General features: G+C 64.2%; 18 protein-coding genes and 1 pseudogene. 17 read left to right on the top strand and 2 right to left on the bottom strand.

The window, feature by feature from the left end; translation table 11 throughout:
* Positions 1-88 precede the first annotated feature (88 nt).
* From fabD to IB255_RS00050, 10 genes are all read left to right on the top strand, one after another.
* Positions 89-1,027, top strand: a complete 939-nt coding sequence (fabD, locus tag IB255_RS00095) for an ACP S-malonyltransferase (RefSeq protein WP_081519476.1) — start codon at positions 89-91, stop codon at positions 1,025-1,027.
* Between the two features lie 14 nt (positions 1,028-1,041).
* Positions 1,042-1,785 (top strand): 3-oxoacyl-ACP reductase FabG, encoded by a 744-nt coding sequence (gene fabG, locus IB255_RS00090; RefSeq protein WP_037014455.1) that lies wholly within the window; start codon positions 1,042-1,044, stop codon positions 1,783-1,785.
* 192 nt (positions 1,786-1,977) lie between these two features.
* The gene (gene acpP / locus IB255_RS00085) at positions 1,978-2,214 is read left to right on the top strand and encodes an acyl carrier protein (RefSeq protein ID WP_015477931.1); all 237 of its coding nucleotides are present in this window, start codon (positions 1,978-1,980) and stop codon (positions 2,212-2,214) included.
* Between the two features lie 118 nt (positions 2,215-2,332).
* Complete coding sequence (gene fabF / locus IB255_RS00080) at positions 2,333-3,577, top strand: beta-ketoacyl-ACP synthase II (protein WP_081519477.1); 1,245 nt, start codon at positions 2,333-2,335, stop codon at positions 3,575-3,577.
* On the top strand, positions 3,577-4,392 hold the full coding sequence (pabC, locus tag IB255_RS00075; protein WP_192209693.1) for an aminodeoxychorismate lyase: 816 nt from the start codon (positions 3,577-3,579) through the stop codon (positions 4,390-4,392). The genes fabF and pabC overlap by 1 nt, the downstream gene beginning before the upstream one ends.
* 6 nt (positions 4,393-4,398) lie before the next feature.
* Positions 4,399-5,493: an endolytic transglycosylase MltG gene (gene mltG / locus IB255_RS00070; protein WP_081519479.1), complete on the top strand. Its 1,095-nt coding sequence runs from the start codon at positions 4,399-4,401 to the stop codon at positions 5,491-5,493.
* Between the two features lie 25 nt (positions 5,494-5,518).
* Entirely contained in the window at positions 5,519-6,151 is a 633-nt protein-coding gene (gene tmk, locus IB255_RS00065; RefSeq protein ID WP_081519480.1) for a dTMP kinase, read from the top strand.
* Complete coding sequence (locus IB255_RS00060; RefSeq protein WP_081519481.1) at positions 6,144-7,130, top strand: DNA polymerase III subunit delta'; 987 nt, start codon at positions 6,144-6,146, stop codon at positions 7,128-7,130. Before tmk ends, IB255_RS00060 begins: the two co-directional genes overlap by 8 nt.
* A gap of 36 nt (positions 7,131-7,166) precedes the next feature.
* A complete protein-coding gene (locus IB255_RS00055) occupies positions 7,167-7,523 on the top strand; it encodes a PilZ domain-containing protein (protein ID WP_009621447.1) in 357 nt (118 codons plus the stop codon).
* Between the two features lie 74 nt (positions 7,524-7,597).
* The gene (locus IB255_RS00050) at positions 7,598-8,374 is read left to right on the top strand and encodes a TatD family hydrolase (RefSeq protein WP_081519482.1); all 777 of its coding nucleotides are present in this window, start codon (positions 7,598-7,600) and stop codon (positions 8,372-8,374) included.
* 280 nt (positions 8,375-8,654) lie between these two features.
* Here IB255_RS00050 and IB255_RS00045 read toward each other — a convergent pair whose 3' ends face one another.
* Positions 8,655-9,788 carry an aminotransferase class V-fold PLP-dependent enzyme gene (locus IB255_RS00045; RefSeq protein ID WP_081519483.1) on the bottom strand — a complete coding sequence of 378 codons (1,134 nt, stop codon included), beginning with the start codon at positions 9,786-9,788 and terminating at the stop codon, positions 8,655-8,657.
* An 84-nt stretch (positions 9,789-9,872) separates the two neighbouring features.
* On the opposite strand from IB255_RS00045, the gene IB255_RS00040 reads away from it, so the two are divergent.
* The 5 genes from IB255_RS00040 to IB255_RS00020 all read left to right on the top strand — a co-directional run bounded on the left by IB255_RS00040 (position 9,873) and on the right by IB255_RS00020 (position 13,744).
* A complete protein-coding gene (locus tag IB255_RS00040; RefSeq protein WP_045211585.1) occupies positions 9,873-10,511 on the top strand; it encodes a TetR/AcrR family transcriptional regulator in 639 nt (212 codons plus the stop codon).
* Between the two features lie 94 nt (positions 10,512-10,605).
* Positions 10,606-11,574: a GTP 3',8-cyclase MoaA gene (locus IB255_RS00035; RefSeq protein WP_081519484.1), complete on the top strand. Its 969-nt coding sequence runs from the start codon at positions 10,606-10,608 to the stop codon at positions 11,572-11,574.
* Between the two features lie 25 nt (positions 11,575-11,599).
* Positions 11,600-12,493 carry a radical SAM protein gene (locus tag IB255_RS00030; RefSeq protein WP_192209692.1) on the top strand — a complete coding sequence of 298 codons (894 nt, stop codon included), beginning with the start codon at positions 11,600-11,602 and terminating at the stop codon, positions 12,491-12,493.
* 64 nt (positions 12,494-12,557) lie between these two features.
* A complete protein-coding gene (locus tag IB255_RS00025) occupies positions 12,558-13,169 on the top strand; it encodes a DUF4823 domain-containing protein (RefSeq protein WP_081519486.1) in 612 nt (203 codons plus the stop codon).
* The gene (locus IB255_RS00020; protein ID WP_081519487.1) at positions 13,166-13,744 is read left to right on the top strand and encodes a DUF1285 domain-containing protein; all 579 of its coding nucleotides are present in this window, start codon (positions 13,166-13,168) and stop codon (positions 13,742-13,744) included. Before IB255_RS00025 ends, IB255_RS00020 begins: the two co-directional genes overlap by 4 nt.
* Before the next feature lie 107 nt (positions 13,745-13,851).
* On the opposite strand, the gene IB255_RS00015 is transcribed toward IB255_RS00020, so the two are convergent.
* On the bottom strand, positions 13,852-15,591 hold the full coding sequence (locus IB255_RS00015) for an electron transfer flavoprotein-ubiquinone oxidoreductase (RefSeq protein WP_225594632.1): 1,740 nt from the start codon (positions 15,589-15,591) through the stop codon (positions 13,852-13,854).
* Between the two features lie 259 nt (positions 15,592-15,850).
* Here IB255_RS00015 and IB255_RS00010 point away from each other — a divergent pair, with 259 nt between their 5' ends.
* Positions 15,851-16,600: an electron transfer flavoprotein subunit beta/FixA family protein gene (locus tag IB255_RS00010; RefSeq protein ID WP_026078867.1), complete on the top strand. Its 750-nt coding sequence runs from the start codon at positions 15,851-15,853 to the stop codon at positions 16,598-16,600.
* Positions 16,600-16,914 (top strand): annotated as a pseudogene (locus IB255_RS00005) (electron transfer flavoprotein subunit alpha/FixB family protein); the annotation flags it as partial. The gene IB255_RS00010 and the pseudogene IB255_RS00005, both read left to right, overlap by 1 nt.

Genomic DNA, 16,914 nt, shown 5'->3' with positions numbered 1-16,914 from the left:
TCAGACCGTCATCCAACTGTCAGTTCAATGCGCCAGGCTCTCGCCGGCGTTATCCATTTGACGACACAGACAAAAGGGACCTGTTGCAATGTCCGCATCCCTCGCCTTCGTATTCCCCGGTCAAGGCTCGCAGTCGCTCGGCATGCTTGCCGAGCTGGGCGCTCAACACGCCATCGTGCGCGATACCTTCGCCGAAGCCTCCGCTGCCCTGGGTTATGACCTCTGGGCTCTCGTGCAGGACGGCCCGGAAGAGCGCCTGAACCAGACCGACAAGACCCAGCCTGCCATCCTCACTGTCTCCATCGCCCTGTGGCGCCTGTGGCAGTCCGAAGGTGGCGTGCAGCCGGCTTACGTCGCCGGCCACAGCCTGGGCGAATACTCCGCTCTCGTTGCTGCTGGCAGCCTGGCCTTCGCCGATGCGGTGAAGCTGGTCGAGCGCCGTGGCCAGCTGATGCAGGAAGCTGTTCCTGCCGGCACTGGTGGCATGGCCGCCATTCTCGGTCTCGAAGACGCTGACGTGCTCGCCGCCTGCGCTGAATCGGCTCAGGGCGAAGTGGTCAGTGCCGTGAACTTCAACGCGCCCGGCCAGGTGGTGATCGCTGGTGCGGCCAAGGCCGTAGAGCGCGCCATTGAGGCGTGCAAGGCTCGTGGCGCCAAGCGTGCTGTCGCGCTGCCGGTCAGCGTGCCGTCGCACTGCGAGCTGATGCGCCCGGCTGCCGAGCGTTTTGCCGAGGCTGTTGAAGCCGTCCAGTGGCAGATGCCGCAAATCGCCCTGGTGCAGAACGTTACCGCCCAGGTCCCGGTCGATCTTGCCGCGCTCAAGCGCGACCTGCTGGCACAGCTCTACAGCCCGGTCCGTTGGGTCGAAAGCGTGCAGCTGCTGGCCGAGAAAGGCGTCACCGACCTGGTCGAGTGCGGCCCTGGCAAGGTGCTGGCTGGTTTGAACAAGCGTTGCGCCAAGGGCGTGACCACCCACAACCTGGATTCCGCGGACGCCTTCGGCGCAGCCCGCGCGGCTCTGGCTTGAACAGGAGATAAGGCATGAGTCTGCAAGGTAAGGTTGCCCTGGTTACTGGCGCGAGCCGTGGTATTGGCCAGGCCATCGCACTGGAACTGGGTCGTATGGGCGCTACCGTGGTGGGCACTGCCACCAGCGAGTCCGGCGCGCAGAAAATTTCCGAGTACCTCAAGGAAAACGGCATCCAGGGTTCGGGCATGGTCCTGGACGTCTCCAACGACGAGTCCGTGACCGCCGTTGTCGAAGCCATCCAGAAAGAATCCGGCGCGCCGGCTATCGTCGTCAATAACGCAGGTATCACCCGCGATAACCTGCTGATGCGCATGAAAGACGACGAGTGGTTCGATGTGGTCAACACCAACCTCAACAGCCTGTACCGTCTGTCGAAAGCCGTCCTGCGCGGTATGACCAAGGCACGCTGGGGTCGCATCATCAATATCGGCTCCGTTGTCGGTGCCATGGGCAACGCCGGGCAGACCAACTACGCCGCCGCCAAGGCCGGCCTGGAAGGCTTCACCCGCGCCCTGGCGCGCGAAGTCGGTTCCCGTGCTATCACTGTCAACGCGGTTGCTCCGGGCTTCATCGACACCGACATGACTCGCGAACTGCCGGAGGCCCAGCGTGAAGCGCTGCTCGGCCAGATTCCGCTGGGTCGACTGGGGCAAGCCGAAGAGATCGCCAAAGTGGTAGCATTCCTCGCTTCCGAGGGCGCAGCTTATGTTACGGGTGCCACGGTACCGGTGAATGGCGGAATGTACATGAGCTGATGTGACGAGTTGCTTCGTGGCGATGTCATATGCGCTGTCTAAAATCTTCCAAGCGTCGTAACGCTGGAATAGACAGAGCATCTGGGTTGCCGCGAAGGGGCGTCAGCGTTCAGCTTGAAATGCAGAAAACCCTTTCTATACACTTACCCGCAGCCCAGCTGTACGGATTGTCCATAGGAGTGAAAACAAGGTATGAGCACCATCGAAGAACGCGTCAAGAAGATCGTTGCTGAGCAACTCGGCGTTAAGGAAGAAGAAGTCACCAACAGCGCTTCCTTCGTCGAAGACCTGGGCGCCGACTCCCTTGACACCGTTGAGCTGGTGATGGCTCTGGAAGAGGAATTCGAGACCGAAATCCCCGACGAGCAAGCCGAAAAGATCACCACCGTTCAGGAAGCCATCGACTACATCGTTGCCCACCAGGCATAAGACGTAGTCGTCGGTTCCCCGACGAAAGAAGCCGCACGGCCTGCAAAGGCGTGCGGCTTTTCTTTAACGCCGGCATCAGCCGGCGTTATTGCCGTGAAACACATGAGAGGAAGTCACAGTGTCGCGTAGACGCGTAGTCATCACTGGCATGGGTATGTTGTCGCCCCTGGGTGTGGATGTGCCGAGCAGTTGGGAAGGCATTCTCGCCGGGCGCAGCGGTATCGCCCCGATCGAACACATGGACCTGTCCGCCTTTGCCACCCGTTTTGGCGGCTCGGTGAAAGGGTTCGACGTCGAGCAATACATGTCCGCCAAGGAAGCTCGCAAACTCGACCTGTTCATCCAGTACGGTCTGGCCGCCAGCTATCAGGCGGTGCGTGATTCCGGCCTGGAAGTCACCGACGCCAACCGGGAGCGCATCGGCGTTGCCATCGGTTCTGGCATCGGCGGTCTGACCAACATCGAAAACACCTGTCGTTCTCTGTTCGAGCAGGGCCCGCGGCGCATCTCGCCGTTCTTCGTGCCCGGCTCGGTCATCAACATGGTTTCCGGGTTCCTGTCGATCAACCTCGGTCTGCAGGGCCCCAATTACGCCATTACCACCGCCTGCACCACCGGCACCCACAATATCGGCATGGCCGCGCGCAACATCGCCTACGGTGACGCTGACGTGATGGTGGCCGGCGGGTCCGAGATGGCGGCCTGTGGTCTTGGTCTGGGTGGCTTCGGCGCCGCTCGCGCGCTGTCCACCCGCAACGACGAGCCGACCAGGGCCAGCCGTCCGTGGGACCAGGACCGTGACGGCTTCGTGCTCTCCGACGGCGCCGGTGCGCTGGTGCTGGAAGAGCTGGAGCACGCCAAGGCGCGTGGTGCACGCATTTACGCTGAAGTCGTTGGCTTCGGCATGAGCGGCGACGCCTTCCACATGACCGCTCCGCCGGAAGACGGCGCCGGCGCTGCCCGTTGCATGAAAGCCGCGCTGCGTGATGCCGGGCTGAACCCCGAGCAGGTCGACTACATCAACGCCCATGGCACCTCGACGCCGGCCGGCGACATCGCGGAAATCGCCGCGGTGAAGTCGATCTTCGGCGACCACGCCTACCAGTTGTCGATGAGCTCCACCAAGTCCATGACCGGCCACCTGCTGGGTGCTGCCGGTGCGGTCGAGGCGATCTTCTGCGTGCTCGCGCTGCGTGATCAGGTAGCTCCGCCAACTATCAACCTGGACAACCCCAGCGAAGGCTGCGACCTCGACCTGGTCGCCCATCAGGCCAAGGAGCGTCCGATCGACGTCGCCCTGTCCAACTCCTTCGGCTTCGGTGGCACCAACGGCTCCCTGGTATTCCGCCGGTTCCACGGCTGATGCTGAGCTGGATCGACGGCCAGAGCGCCGAGGCCCTGTCCGTGCGTGATCGCGGGCTGGCCTACGGTGACGGGCTGTTCGAGACCATTCGCGTGTCCGCAGGCCGTCCGCGCCTGCTGGTACGCCATCGGGCGAGGCTGGAGGAAGGCGTTCGACGCCTGTCCCTTCCAGTCTCTCTCGATCTCGTCGAAGACGAACTCCTGCGTTTTTCCGCCTTGCTCGGCGATGGCGTTGCCAAGCTGATGCTGACCCGTGGCGAAGGCGCGCGCGGCTATGCGCCGCAGGCCGATGCCCAGGTGCGCCGTTTGCTGCTGGCCTCGCCCGCGCCGACCTACCCGGCGAAGAACCGTGAGCAGGGCGTCACGCTCTTCCCCTGCGCCACTCGACTGGCTGAGCAACCACTGCTCGCCGGCCTCAAGCACCTCAATCGCCTGGAGCAGGTCCTGGCTCGCGCCGAGTGGAGCGACCCGGCCTTCGCCGAAGGATTGATGCGCGATGTTTCCGGGCGGATCGTCGAGGGCGTGTTCAGCAACCTGTTCCTGGTGAAGCAGGGCGCACTGATCACCGCCGAGCTCAGCCGTTGCGGCGTCGCTGGTGTGATGCGTGCCGAAATCATCGAGCGCGCCAGCGATCTGGGGTTGCCGGTCATCGTCCGTGACGTAGAGCACGGCGAACTGGCGCAAGCCGATGAGGTCTTTCTCTGCAACAGTCTCTACGGTATCTGGCCGGTGCGCGGCATCGCCGAGCACGCTTGGCCGGTCGGGCCGCTGACCCGTAAACTGCAGGGCCAACTCCGCGAACTTCTGGATTCCTGATACGTGATGCGCAAATTGCTGGTGCTGCTGGAAGGCGGCCTGCTGCTGGCCGGGCTCGTGCTGGGCCTGGCGGCCTGGGAGCAGCACCGTGCGCTGCAGCAGCCGCTCCAGCTCACCGAAGAGCGTCTGCTTGATGCTCCCAGCGGCGCCACCCCTGGCCGCCTGCTGACCCGCCTGGAGGACGAAGACGTCCTGCACGGCGGCTTCTGGCTGCGTCTGTACTGGCGCTTCAACCTGGCCGGTGAGGCGCTGCACAGTGGCGAATACCGCCTGACGCCCGGCATGACCGCCGCCCAACTGCTCGATCTATGGCGCGAAGGCGATGTGGTGCAGTACGGCCTGACCCTGGTCGAGGGCTGGAACTTCCGCCAGGTGCGCGAGCTACTTGCCCGTCAGCCCAAGCTGGAACAGACCCTGAATGGCCTCAGCGATGCCGAGGTCATGGCGAAGCTGGGCAAGCCCGGTGTCTTCCCGGAAGGCCGCTTCTTCCCCGATACCTACCGCTTCGTCCGCGGCACCAAGGACGTCGACATCCTCAAGCACGCCTACCAGCGCATGGACAGCATCCTGGCGGAAGAGTGGGACAAGCGCGCGCAGGAGCTGCCCTACAAGGATTCCTACCAGGCGCTGATCATGGCTTCGTTGGTGGAGAAGGAAACCGGCGTGCCCCAGGAGCGCGGCCAGATTGCCGGCGTCTTCGTGCGCCGCCTGCAGAAGAACATGCTGCTGCAGACCGACCCGACTGTCATCTATGGCATGGGCGAGCGCTACGCCGGCAGGATCACCCGCGCCGACCTGCGCACGCCGACGCCGTACAACACCTACGTGGTCGCCGGCCTGCCGCCGACGCCCATCGCGCTGCCCGGCCGCGAAGCCATCCATGCCGCACTCAACCCGGTAGCGGGGCAGAGCCTGTACTTCGTCGCTCGCGGCGACGGCAGCCATACCTTCTCCGACAACCTGGACGACCACAACAAGGCCGTCCAGGAGTTCCAGATCAAGCGTCGCGCCGACTACCGTTCCAGTCCGGCGCCCGTCCCGCTGCCGGCGCAGACGCCGGATGCAGACGCTCCCGCTGCAGATTCTCCTGCAGCGCAGTAGCCCGATAACACAAGGAGTGAGCCGAGTGACCGGCCTGTTCATCACCCTGGAAGGCCCCGAAGGCGCGGGCAAGAGCACCAACCGCGAGTACCTGGCCGAGCGCCTGCGCGAGCGCGGCATCGAGGTCCAGCTGACCCGCGAGCCCGGCGGCACGCCGCTGGCCGAGCGCATCCGCGAGCTGCTGCTGGACCCCAGCGATGAACAGATGGCGGTGGATACCGAGCTGTTGCTGGTCTTCGCTGCCCGTGCGCAGCACATAGCCCAGGTGATCCGCCCGGCACTCGAGCGCGGCGCCGTGGTGCTCTGCGACCGCTTCACCGACGCCACCTATGCCTACCAGGGTGGCGGTCGCGGCCTGCCAGTAGAACGCATCGCGCAACTGGAAAGCTTCGTCCAGGGCAGCCTGCGCCCGGACCTGACCCTGGTCTTCGACCTGCCGGTGGAAATCGGCCTGTCCCGCGCCGCCGCCCGGGGGCGCCTGGATCGCTTCGAGCAGGAAGACCGCGCCTTCTTCGAGGCGGTGCGCAACACCTACCTGGGGCGCGCCCACGCCGAACCGGGGCGCTATCACGTCCTCGATGCCGCACAGTCGCTGGCCGAGGTTCAGCGCGACCTGGACAAGCTGCTGCCGGCCTTGCTGGAGCGCCTCAATGGCTGACATCTACCCCTGGCAGCAGGGCCTCTGGCAGCAGCTCAGCAGTCGCCCGCAACATGCCCATGCCTATCTGCTGCATGGCCCGGCCGGCATCGGCAAGCGTGTGCTGGCGGAAAACTTCGTGCATTTCCTGCTCTGCCAGCGCCCTGAAGGCGGCAAGGCCTGTGGTCACTGCAAGGCCTGCCAGTTGCTGGCGGCCGGCACCCATCCGGATTATTTCCTGCTGGAGCCGGAAGAGGCGGAGAAGCCGATTCGCGTCGATCAGGTCCGCGAACTGGTGAACTTCGTGGTGCAGACCGCGCAGCTCGGCGGTCGCAAGGTGGTACTGCTGGAGCCGGCCGAGGCGATGAACCTCAACGCCGCCAACGCGCTGCTCAAGAGTCTGGAAGAGCCCTCGGGCAATACCGTGCTGCTGCTGATCAGCCACCAGCCCAGCCGTCTGCTGCCGACCATCAAGAGCCGCTGCGTGCAGCAGGCCTGCCCGCAGCCGACGGCCGTGCAGGCGCGTGCCTGGCTGGCCAGTGCGCTGCCGGATGAGTCGCCGGAGGCGCTGGACGAGCTCCTGGTGCTGGCCGGTGGCTCGCCGCTGACCGCTCAGCGCCTGCAGGGCCAGGGTGTGCGCGAGCAGCGCGCTCAGGTGGTGGAGGGCGTGAAGAAGCTGCTCAAGCAACAGGTTGCGCCCAGTCAACTGGCGGAAAGCCTGAATGGCGTACCCTTGCCGCTGCTGTTCGACTGGTTCTGCGACTGGGCGCTGCTGATGCTGCGCTACCAGCTGGCCCGCGACGAAGAGGGTCTCGGGCTCGCGGACATGCGCAAGGTCGTGCAGTATCTCGCCGAGAAATCGACACAGCCCAAGGTGCTGGCGATGCAGGACTGGCTGCTGCTGCAACGGCAGAAAGTCCTCAATAAAGCCAACCTCAACCGTGCCTTGCTTCTCGAAGCCTTGCTCGTACAGTGGGCAAGTCTGCCCGGGCCGGGCTAGAATCCGGCCATCGGAAAAATCTGCCAGGACAGCTGAATGAGCTTGCCACCAAATCTGGGTCCGCGTAACGGAATCCTGTCCCTGACCATCAAGGACAAATCCGTGCTGTATGCCGCCTACATGCCGTTCATCCGCAATGGTGGGCTGTTCATTCCGACCAACAAGACCTACAAGCTGGGCGATGAGGTCTTCATGCTGCTCAACCTGATGGACGAGCCGGAGAAGATCCCGGTCGCCGGCAAGGTGGTCTGGATCACTCCGAAGGGCGCCCAGGGCAACCGCGCCGCCGGTATTGGCGTGCAGTTCAACGATGGCGACAATACTGCGCGCAACAAGATCGAGACCTACCTCGCCGGTGCGCTGAAGTCGGACCGCCCGACCCATACCATGTAGAATTTGCAAGCTTTACAGGCTGCAACCACGAAGCGCCCGCATGGGCGCTTCGTCATTTCCCGGAGAGTGTTTTCATGCTGGTCGATTCCCACTGCCACCTCGATCGCCTCGATCTCGCCGCCCACGATGGGTCGCTGGATGCCGCGCTGGACGCCGCTCGCGCGCGTGGCGTCAGCCAGTTCCTGTGCATCGGCGTGAGCGCGGACAATGCCCGGGCAGTGAAGGACCTGGCCGATCGCTATGCCGACGTGCACTGCTCGGTAGGCGTCCACCCGCTGGACCTGGAGCCCGGCGCCGCGCCGGCGCTGGACTGGCTGCTGGGCGAGGTGAACCACCCGCGCGTGGTGGCCATCGGCGAGACCGGCCTGGATTATCACTACGAGCCCGAAGCCGCCGAGCTGCAGCAGGAAGCCTTCCGCCTGCACCTGGAGGCCGCCAAGGTCACCGGCAAGCCGGTCATCGTGCATACCCGCGAAGCCCGCGCCGACACCCTGGCGCTGCTGCGCGAGGCAGCGCTGCCGCAGGCCGGCGTGCTGCACTGCTTCACCGAAGACTGGGAGATGGCCAAGGCGGCGCTGGATATCGGCTTCTACATCTCGCTGTCGGGCATCGTCACCTTCCGCAATGCCGAGCAGCTGCGCGAAGTGGCCCGCCAGGTGCCGGTGGATCGCCTGCTGGTAGAGACCGATTCGCCCTATCTCGCGCCGGTGCCTCACCGCGGCAAGCCGAACCTGCCCGAGTATGTGCGCGAGGTCGCCGAGTACCTGGCCGTACTGCGTGGGGTGAGCTTCGAGACCCTGGCCGAGCAGACCACCGCCAACTTCCGCCGGCTGTTCCCGCTCGCTACCTGATCGCCTTGACGTCGAATTGTCCTGGCGCGGATACATTTCCTGCGCGCAAAAAAAACCCGGGTTCTGGGGGATGAATCCGGGTCAAGACCATTAGGAGTGTAACAATAAGGTACGCGATCCTCGGTACCTTCACCGGCGGGGCACTTGGGGGGAGATGCCGCGCACCGGTATCTACAAGTATTGGCCAAGATGCGGCGACTGCCACAGGGTGCCCGGTGTTTTTTAAACGGATTTGGAATACATCACACCGGGCTGAGCAGTTTTCTCGGTCGCGCCTGCGTCATTGTGCCGCCAGAGCCCCGATCAGCCCCAGGGTTTCCTCGATGACCGCCTCGCTGGTGTAGAAGTGTGGCGAGAAGCGGATACCCGCGCCACGCTGGATGCACACCACCTGTTCGGCGCGCAGGCGCTCCAGCAGGCGGGTGTTGTCCCAGCCAGCGAGGCTGAAGGTCAGGATGCCGGCGCGACGAACCGGGTCCAGCGGGCTGTGCAGCGAGGCGCCGTCGATGCGGCCCAGGCCGTCGTGCAGTTGCTGGACGCGCGCCTGCACCAGCTCACCCACCGTTGGCATGCCGACTTCCTCGAGCAGGCTCAGGCTGGCCTCCAGCGCCACCGCGCCGAGCATGTTCGGGCTGCCGCACTCGAAGCGCCGCGCGCTGCGGGCCGGCTGCCAGTCGGCGAGGTCGTAGTTGCCGGCGTTTTCCAGCATGTGCCAGCCGTATTCCTGCAGCGCCAGTTGCTCGCGCTCGGCGGCGCGGCAATAGAACACACCCAGGCCTTCCGGGCCGAGCATCCACTTGTGGCCGTCGGCCATGGCGAAGGCGCAGTCATAGGCCTGGACGTCGAAGGGCAGGGCGCCAAGCTGCTGGATGGCATCGATGCAATACAGCACGCCGCGCTGGCGGCAGCCGGCGCCGAGGCGCTCCAGGTCCATGCGCAGGCCACTGGCGTATTGCACCGCGCTGATCGAGAGCAGGCGTGTGCGTGGGGTGCAGGCGGCGAGCAAGTCGCCTTCCGGGTCATCGCCGTCCAGGCTTACCTGGATGACTTCCACGCCGCGCGGCTTCAGCGCTTCCCAGACGATACGGTTGGATGGGAATTCCTGGTCGCTGATCACCACCTGGTCGCCGGCGCGCCAGTCCAGGCCGAAGGCGACGAACGACAGCGCCTCTGAGGTGTTCTTCACCAGTGCGATGTCGCCGGTGGTCTGGGCGTTCACCAGGCGCATCAGGCGCTCGCGCAGGCGCTTCTCGATGGTCAGCCACTGCGGGTAGTCGCGGGCGCCCTGCAGGATGTTCTCCCGGGCGAAGGCGGCAACGGCGTCTGCGGCCCGTTTGGGCCAGGGGGCGACCGCCGCGTGGTTCAGGTAGCGCAGGCCGGTTTGATGGGGAAACTCGGAAGAAAAGCTAATCATGTCGGATGATCCGTGCAATTTGGCGCTGAATAGGCATAATACGCGGCTTCGAATTTTGACTATTTTTGACCGAACAGTCTTTTTATGCAGAAAGAGCCGCGCAAGGTTCGCGAATTCCGTCGTCGCGAACAGGAAATCCTCGACACCGCCCTCAAGCTGTTCCTTGAGCAGGGCGAAGACAGTGTCACGGTCGAAATGATCGCCGATGCCGTGGGTATCGGCAAAGGCACCATCTACAAGCACTTCAAGTCCAAGGCGGAGATCTACCTGCGCCTGATGCTGGACTACGAGCGCGATCTGGCCGACCTGTTCCACTCCGAAGACGTCGCCCGCGACAAGGAGCGCCTGTCGCGCGCCTACTTCGAGTTCCGCATGCGTGACCCGCAGCGCTACCGCCTGTTCGACCGCCTCGAAGAAAAGGTGGTGAAGACCAGCCAGGTCCCGGAGATGGTCGAGGAGCTGCACAAGATCCGCGAATCCAACTTCGAGCGCCTGAGTCAGCTGATCAAGGAACGCATCGCGGCGGGCAAGCTGGAAGACGTGCCGGCCTACTTCCACTACTGCGCGGCCTGGGCGCTGGTGCATGGCGCCGTGGCGCTGTACCACTCGCCGTTCTGGCGCGAAGTGCTGGAGGACCAGGAGGGCTTCTTCCAGTTCCTCATGGACATCGGCGTGCGCATGGGCAACAAGCGCAAGCGCGACGGCGATACGCCGGCCGCCTGAGTCGCCATTCAGATGGCCCATCGTCGCAGTTGCGACAGGGCTTGTGGTGAGGGTGGGGATATACTTGCATGAGTGATTCCCACCGGAGCCGAGCATGATCGTCGACCGCCAGGGCAGGCGCTTCCGCAACTTGCGGGTCAGCCTGACCGCCGCATGCAACTACGCCTGCACCTACTGTGTGCCGGACGGCAAGCGTCTGGTCGCCGCGCAGGATGAGCTCTCCGCCGAATCGCTGGTGCGCGGCGTCGCTTACCTGATCGAGGCCGCCGGCATCGAGCGGCTGCGGGTCACCGGCGGCGAACCGTTGGTCAGCCCGAAACTGGATGCCTTCCTGCACGGCGTCAGCCGCCTCGGCCTGCGGGATATCGCCCTTACCACCAACGGCCAGCTGCTGTCGAAGAAGCTGCCGCTGTTGCTCGATTGCGGCATCCGCCGCCTCAATGTGTCCCTCGATACCCTGGATGCCGACGCCTTCCGGCGCATCGCCCGTGGCGGTGATCTTGCCACCGTGCTCAAGGGGCTCGACGAGGCTCACGCTGCGGGCCTGAAGATCAAGCTCAACATGGTGCCCCTGCGCGGGCAGAACCTCGACCAGGTGGTGCCGCTGCTGGAATACTGCCTGGAGCATGGCTTCGAGCTGCGCTTCATCGAGCTGATGCGCATGGGCCACCTGGCTCGCGACCCGAACGGCTTCAACCGGCAGTTCATCGGCATGGCCGAGCTGCTCGAGCTGATTGGCGAGCGTCACCCCTACATCCAGGCAGATGCGCCGGTGGATGCCACTGCGCTGCGCTATGAGGTGCCGGGGCAGGGCTTCTTCGGCGTGATCGCCAACGAGAGCGTGCCGTTCTGCCGGACCTGTTCGCGCCTGCGCCTGTCCTCCACTGGCTGGCTGCATGGCTGCCTGTCGTCGAGCAACCGTCATTACGTCGGCGACCTGCTGGACAAGCCGCGCCACCAGGCGCTGCCGGCCCTGCAGCGGCTGCTGGTGCGCGCCCTGGCGGACAAGCAGGAAGTCGCCTTCTCCGGCGGCGTCACCATCATGAAGATCATCGGCGGCTGAGACCGCCCCCAGACCTGATTAGCCCATGCCCAACGAATTCCCCATTTCCTATATCGAGCCGGTCTTCCGGCCGCCGAGCGAGGCGAACTCGCTCATTCTTCCGGTCACCAACGGTTGTTCGTGGAACCAGTGCGGTTTTTGGCAGATGTACACCCAGCCGCAGAAGAAATTCCGCGCCCGTGACGAGGCCGAAGTGCTGGAGGAGATTCGCCGCTGTGGCGAGCGCCTGATCGTGCAGCGGGTGTTCCTCGCCGATGGCGATGCGCTGGTGCTGCCGACTCGGCGCCTGCTCAGCATCCTCCGCGCGATCCGTGAGCACATGCCCGAGGTGGACCGCGTTTCCAGCTACTGCCTGCCGCGCAACCTGCGCAAGAAGTCGGTGGAGGAGCTGAAGGAGCTGGCCGACGCCGGCCTGCGCATGGCCTATGTGGGCGCCGAGTCCGGCGACGACGAAGTGCTGGCGCGGGTGAACAAGGGCGAGACCTATGCCTCCACGCTCGATGCCCTGCGGAAGCTGGGCGAGGCGGGGGTCACCCGCTCGGTGATGATCCTCAACGGCCTGGGTGGCAGCACGCTGAGCGCCCAGCACGCCGACAACTCGGCGCGCCTGATGAACGAAGCGCAACCGGAGTTCCTCTCAACTTTGGTTGTCAGCTTTCCCACTGGCGAAGAGCGCTACCGCGCCGGCTTCCCGGACTTCCAGCCATTGTCGCAGGCTGAGCTGTTCGTCGAGATCGAGCGCCTGCTGAGCGCGCTGGAGCTGCGCGACACGGTGTTCCGCAGCGACCACGCGTCCAACTACCTGGTGCTCAAGGGCACGCTGGGGGCGGACAAGGCAAGATTGCTTGCCCAGGTTCGGGAGGCCATCGAGCAGCCCCAGCGTGCGCGTCTGCGCCAGGAATGGCAGCGCGGCCTGTGATGGCGCGGAAGCTGCATTGCCTGTCCGAATGCCGGTTTTTCGTCGCCGGCCTCGGAGACCTTGCATGCGCCAACTGATACTGATCCTTGCCTTCGCCGCCCTGGGCGGCTGCATGAGCCCCAACGACCTGGCCGACGGCACCGATTACTACCTGCGCGACGCGGGCTTCCTCGATCACAGCCAGACCCGCCGCACCTCGAACTGGCGCCTGCAGCAGGACTCCTTCATCTATATTGCCCAGGGCCCGTTCGTGCCGCCCGGCCATCCCTACGCGCGGCCCAACGTGGTGGCGGAGGAGGCGTTCCAGGGCTTCGTCCAGTACTTCCCGCTGGTACGCCGGGCCAAGAGCCCGCTGGGGCTCGAGGGCGCCATGCAGGAGGCGCGCGCGGCAGGCGCCAATTATCTGCTGTATACGCGCTTCGCCCGTGGGGAGGACAATGCCGGAACCTACGAGCAGTACGAAGACACCGATAACGCTGTTGGTCGCGACCGCAGCGTGATCCAGGTGATGCTGATCGAGACCGACAACCGCTACCTGGTGGACAGTGCGACTATCCGCAGCCGCGGCGGTTTTCTGACATTCTATGACGCCAGCCCCGAGGATCTGATCGGGCGACCGCTGGAAGACTATGCCCGCAGCCTGCTGGGGGTGAAGACGCGAGAGGAGTACCAATGACTGATCCACAGACTCAATCGGACCGGGCCGGCAACCTGCTGGCGCAGATTCCCGCCAGCAAGGACAAGGGGCTGCCGCCGGTGCATCTGTGGAACCCCGATTGCTGCGGCGATATCGACATGCGCATCGCCCGCGACGGCACCTGGTACTACCTGGGCACGCCGATCGGCCGCAAGCCGATGGTGCGGCTGTTCTCCACCATCATCCGCCGCGATGGCGACGACTATTTCCTGGTTACCCCGGTGGAGAAGTGCGGGATCACCGTCGATGACGCGCCTTTCGTCGCGGTCACCCTGGCGGTCGAAGGGGAGGGGGAGCGGCAGGTGCTGCGCTTCACCACCAACGTCGAGGACGAAGTGGTGGCCGACGCCGAGCACCCGATCCGGGTCGAGCTGGACCCGCAGACTCAGGAGCCGTCGCCCTACGTGCTGGTGCGGGTGAACCTGGAAGCGCTGATCCACCGCAACGTGTTCTACCAGCTGGTGGAACTGGCGGTTCCCCGCGAGATCGACGGTGTTGACTGGCTGGGTGTCTGGAGTTCGGGGGAATTCTTCCCTATTGCGCCGCAGCCGTGACCTGGCGGTCTGAACGCGGCCGGTAGTTCGATTTCGGCTTCGCTACAACTTTTTCGAACTTGCAAAAAAGGCTCCCGAGGGAGCCTTTTTCGTTACCGCCAACTCAATTACATGTTGGGGTAGTTCGGACCGCCGGTGCCCTCGGGGGCCACCCAGGTGATGTTCTGGGCCGGGTCCTTGATGTCGCAGGTCTTGCAGTGCACGCAGTTCTGGGCGTTGATCTGGAAGCGCTTGCTGCCGTCGTCGTTGCTCACCACTTCGTACACGCCAGCCGGGCAGTAACGCTGCGCGGGCTCGTCGTAGAGCGGCAGGTTCTTTGCGATCGGGGTGTTCGGGTCGGTCAGCTTCAGGTGGATCGGCTGGTCTTCCTCGTGGTTGGTGTTGGACAGGAACACCGAGGACAGCTTGTCGAAGCTGAGTTTGCCGTCCGGCTTCGGATAGTCGATCTTCGGCGCTTCGCTGGCCTTCTTCAGGGTCGCGTAGTCCGGCGTCGTATCGTGCAGGGTGAACGGAAGCTTGCCGCCAAAGATGTTCTGGTCGATGAAGTTGAACGCACCACCACCGATGGCGCCGAACTTGTGCATCGCCGCGCCGAAGTTACGGCTGCGGAACAGCTCGTCATACAGCCAGCTGCCCTTGAAGGCATCGACGTAGTTGTTCAGCACGTCGCCGCCTTCGCGGCCGGCGAACAGGGCTTCGGCCACGGAATCGGCGGCCAGCATGCCGGACTTCATGGCGGTGTGGCTGCCCTTGATCTTGGCGAAGTTCAGGGTGCCGAGGTCGCAACCGATCAGCGCGCCGCCGGGGAAGACCATCTTCGGCAGCGAGTTCAGGCCGCCCTTGCAGATGGCACGAGCGCCGTAGGCCACGCGCTTGCCGCCTTCCAGGTACTGCTTGATCACCGGATGGTGCTTGTAGCGCTGGAATTCGTCGAACGGCGACAGGTGCGGGTTGGTGTAGGACAGGTCGATGATCAGGCCGACCACCACCTGGTTGTTCTCCAGGTGATAAAGGAAGGAGCCGCCCGGGTTGTCGTCGTTCAGCGGCCAGCCGGCGGTGTGCACCACCAGGCCCTGCTCGTGCTTGGACGGGTCGATGTCCCAGATTTCCTTGATGCCGATGCCGTAGTGCTGGGCGTCGGCTTCGCTGTCGAGCTTGTACTTCTTGATCAGCTGTTTACCGATGTGGCCACGGCAGCCTTCGGCGAACAGGGTGTACTTGGCGCGCAGTTCCATGCCCGGGGTGTAGTAACCCTCTTTCGGATTGCCTTCGCGGTCGACGCCCAGGTCACCGGTGACAATGCCGCGCACCACGCCATTCTCGTCGATCAGCGCTTCCTGGGCGGCGAAGCCCGGGTAGATCTCGACGCCCAGGCCTTCGGCCTGCTGGGCCAGCCAGCGGCACAGGTTGCCCAGGGAAATGATGTAGTTGCCTTCGTTGTGCATGGTCTTGGGCACGAAGAAGTTCGGCACCTTGGCCGCTGCTTCCGGGCTCTTCAGCACATAGATGTCGTCGCGCTTGACGGGGGTGTTGAGCGGCGCTTCGAGCTCCTTCCAGTTGGGGAACAGCTCGTTCAGCGCGCGGGGCTCGAACACGGCGCCCGAGAGGATGTGGGCGCCCACTTCGGAACCCTTCTCGACCACACAGACGCTGATTTCCTGACCCGCGTCGGCGGCCTTCTGTTTCAGTCGGCATGCGGCGGACAGACCGGCAGGGCCGGCGCCGACGATGACGACGTCGAATTCCATAAATTCGCGTTCCACTATCGATCTCTCCTGAATCAAGGCTCTGGGTATTTTGTAGGTATTGGGATGGGCGTGCCCCCACCCAGTAAGAGCGGGGCGCATTATAGCTAGACCTGTTGCTATATCTAAACCCTTTATCGAACGCAATACAAACGTTTGTTTGAATCGCGTGTAACCCTGATAGAATCGGGGTCCGCGGCTTATGAAGGGGTATTTTCGTGTATTGACCCGCCCGGTCGATGCAGTCAAGATACCTGCGGTTTTGCGGTCGCGTTGCGCTGGATGTAGTCGCAGATGGCGTGCACTACCGGCCAGGCCTGTCTGGCGACATTCCTATTCACCGGAGAAAAACGAGGAATCCATGAAGGTTCTTGTAGCTGTCAAACGAGTGGTTGACTATAACGTCAAGGTCCGCGTCAAGGCGGACAACTCCGGCGTCGATCTCGCCAACGTCAAGATGTCCATGAACCCCTTCTGCGAAATCGCCGTGGAAGAGGCCGTACGCCTGAAAGAGAAAGGCGTCGTCACCGAGATCGTTGCGGTCTCCGTCGGCCCGACCGCTGCCCAGGAGCAACTGCGTACCGCGCTGGCTCTGGGTGCTGATCGCGCCATCCTCGTTGAAACCAACGAAGAACTGAGCTCCCTGGCCATCGCCAAGTCGCTGAAAGCCCTCGTCGACAAAGAGCAGCCGCAGCTGGTCATCCTCGGCAAGCAGGCCATCGACAGCGACAACAACCAGACCGGCCAGATGCTGGCTGCGCTGACCGGCTACGCCCAGGGCACCTTCGCCTCCAAGGTCGAAGTCGCTGGCGACAAGGTCAACGTCACCCGTGAAATCGACGGCGGCCTGCAGACCGTTGCCCTGAACCTGCCGGCAATCGTCACCACCGACCTGCGCCTGAACGAGCCGCGCTACGCGTCGCTGCCGAACATCATGAAGGCGAAGAAGAAGCCGCTGGACGTGGTGACCCCGGACGCCCTGGGCGTTTCCACCGCTTCCACCGTGAAGACCGTGAAAGTCGAAGCTCCGGCTGCCCGTAGCGCTGGCATCAAGGTCAAGTCCGTTGCCGAACTGGTCGAGAAACTGAAGAACGAGGCGAAAGTAATCTGATGGCTATCCTGGTAATCGCTGAGCACAACAACGGCGCACTGGGCGCTGCCACTCTGAACACTGTCGCTGCCGCGCAGAAGATCGGTGGTGACATCGCTGTCCTGGTCGCTGGCCAGAACGTCGGTGGCGTGGCTGAAGCCGCTGCCAAGATCGCCGGTGTTTCCAAGGTGCTGGTCGCCGACAACGCTGCCTACGCTCACCAGCTGCCGGAGAACGTCGCTCCGCTGATCGCTGAGCTCGGCAAGGGTTACAGCCACGTGCTGGCCGCCGCCACCACCAACGGCAAGAACTTCCTGCCGCGCGTCGCCGCTCTG

The sequence above is a fragment of the Pseudomonas sp. PDM22 genome, from assembly GCF_014851965.1.
Lineage (GTDB): Bacteria > Pseudomonadota > Gammaproteobacteria > Pseudomonadales > Pseudomonadaceae > Pseudomonas.
This window is presented reverse-complemented; position numbering and strand designations above follow the sequence as displayed.

Coding starts and splice junctions, on each gene's coding strand:
- pabC (WP_192209693.1), top strand. CDS start 3,577: ATGCTGAGCTGGATCGACGGCCAGAGCGCCGAGGCCCTGTCCGTGCGT.
- IB255_RS00030 (WP_192209692.1), top strand. CDS start 11,600: ATGCCCAACGAATTCCCCATTTCCTATATCGAGCCGGTCTTCCGGCCG.
- IB255_RS00015 (WP_225594632.1), bottom strand. CDS start 15,591: ATGCGCCCCGCTCTTACTGGGTGGGGGCACGCCCATCCCAATACCTAC.
- IB255_RS00040 (WP_045211585.1), top strand. CDS start 9,873: ATGCAGAAAGAGCCGCGCAAGGTTCGCGAATTCCGTCGTCGCGAACAG.
- mltG (WP_081519479.1), top strand. CDS start 4,399: ATGCGCAAATTGCTGGTGCTGCTGGAAGGCGGCCTGCTGCTGGCCGGG.
- acpP (WP_015477931.1), top strand. CDS start 1,978: ATGAGCACCATCGAAGAACGCGTCAAGAAGATCGTTGCTGAGCAACTC.
- IB255_RS00020 (WP_081519487.1), top strand. CDS start 13,166: ATGACTGATCCACAGACTCAATCGGACCGGGCCGGCAACCTGCTGGCG.
- IB255_RS00010 (WP_026078867.1), top strand. CDS start 15,851: ATGAAGGTTCTTGTAGCTGTCAAACGAGTGGTTGACTATAACGTCAAG.
- IB255_RS00045 (WP_081519483.1), bottom strand. CDS start 9,788: ATGATTAGCTTTTCTTCCGAGTTTCCCCATCAAACCGGCCTGCGCTAC.
- IB255_RS00050 (WP_081519482.1), top strand. CDS start 7,598: ATGCTGGTCGATTCCCACTGCCACCTCGATCGCCTCGATCTCGCCGCC.
- fabD (WP_081519476.1), top strand. CDS start 89: ATGTCCGCATCCCTCGCCTTCGTATTCCCCGGTCAAGGCTCGCAGTCG.
- IB255_RS00025 (WP_081519486.1), top strand. CDS start 12,558: ATGCGCCAACTGATACTGATCCTTGCCTTCGCCGCCCTGGGCGGCTGC.
- IB255_RS00060 (WP_081519481.1), top strand. CDS start 6,144: ATGGCTGACATCTACCCCTGGCAGCAGGGCCTCTGGCAGCAGCTCAGC.
- IB255_RS00055 (WP_009621447.1), top strand. CDS start 7,167: ATGAGCTTGCCACCAAATCTGGGTCCGCGTAACGGAATCCTGTCCCTG.
- fabG (WP_037014455.1), top strand. CDS start 1,042: ATGAGTCTGCAAGGTAAGGTTGCCCTGGTTACTGGCGCGAGCCGTGGT.
- IB255_RS00035 (WP_081519484.1), top strand. CDS start 10,606: ATGATCGTCGACCGCCAGGGCAGGCGCTTCCGCAACTTGCGGGTCAGC.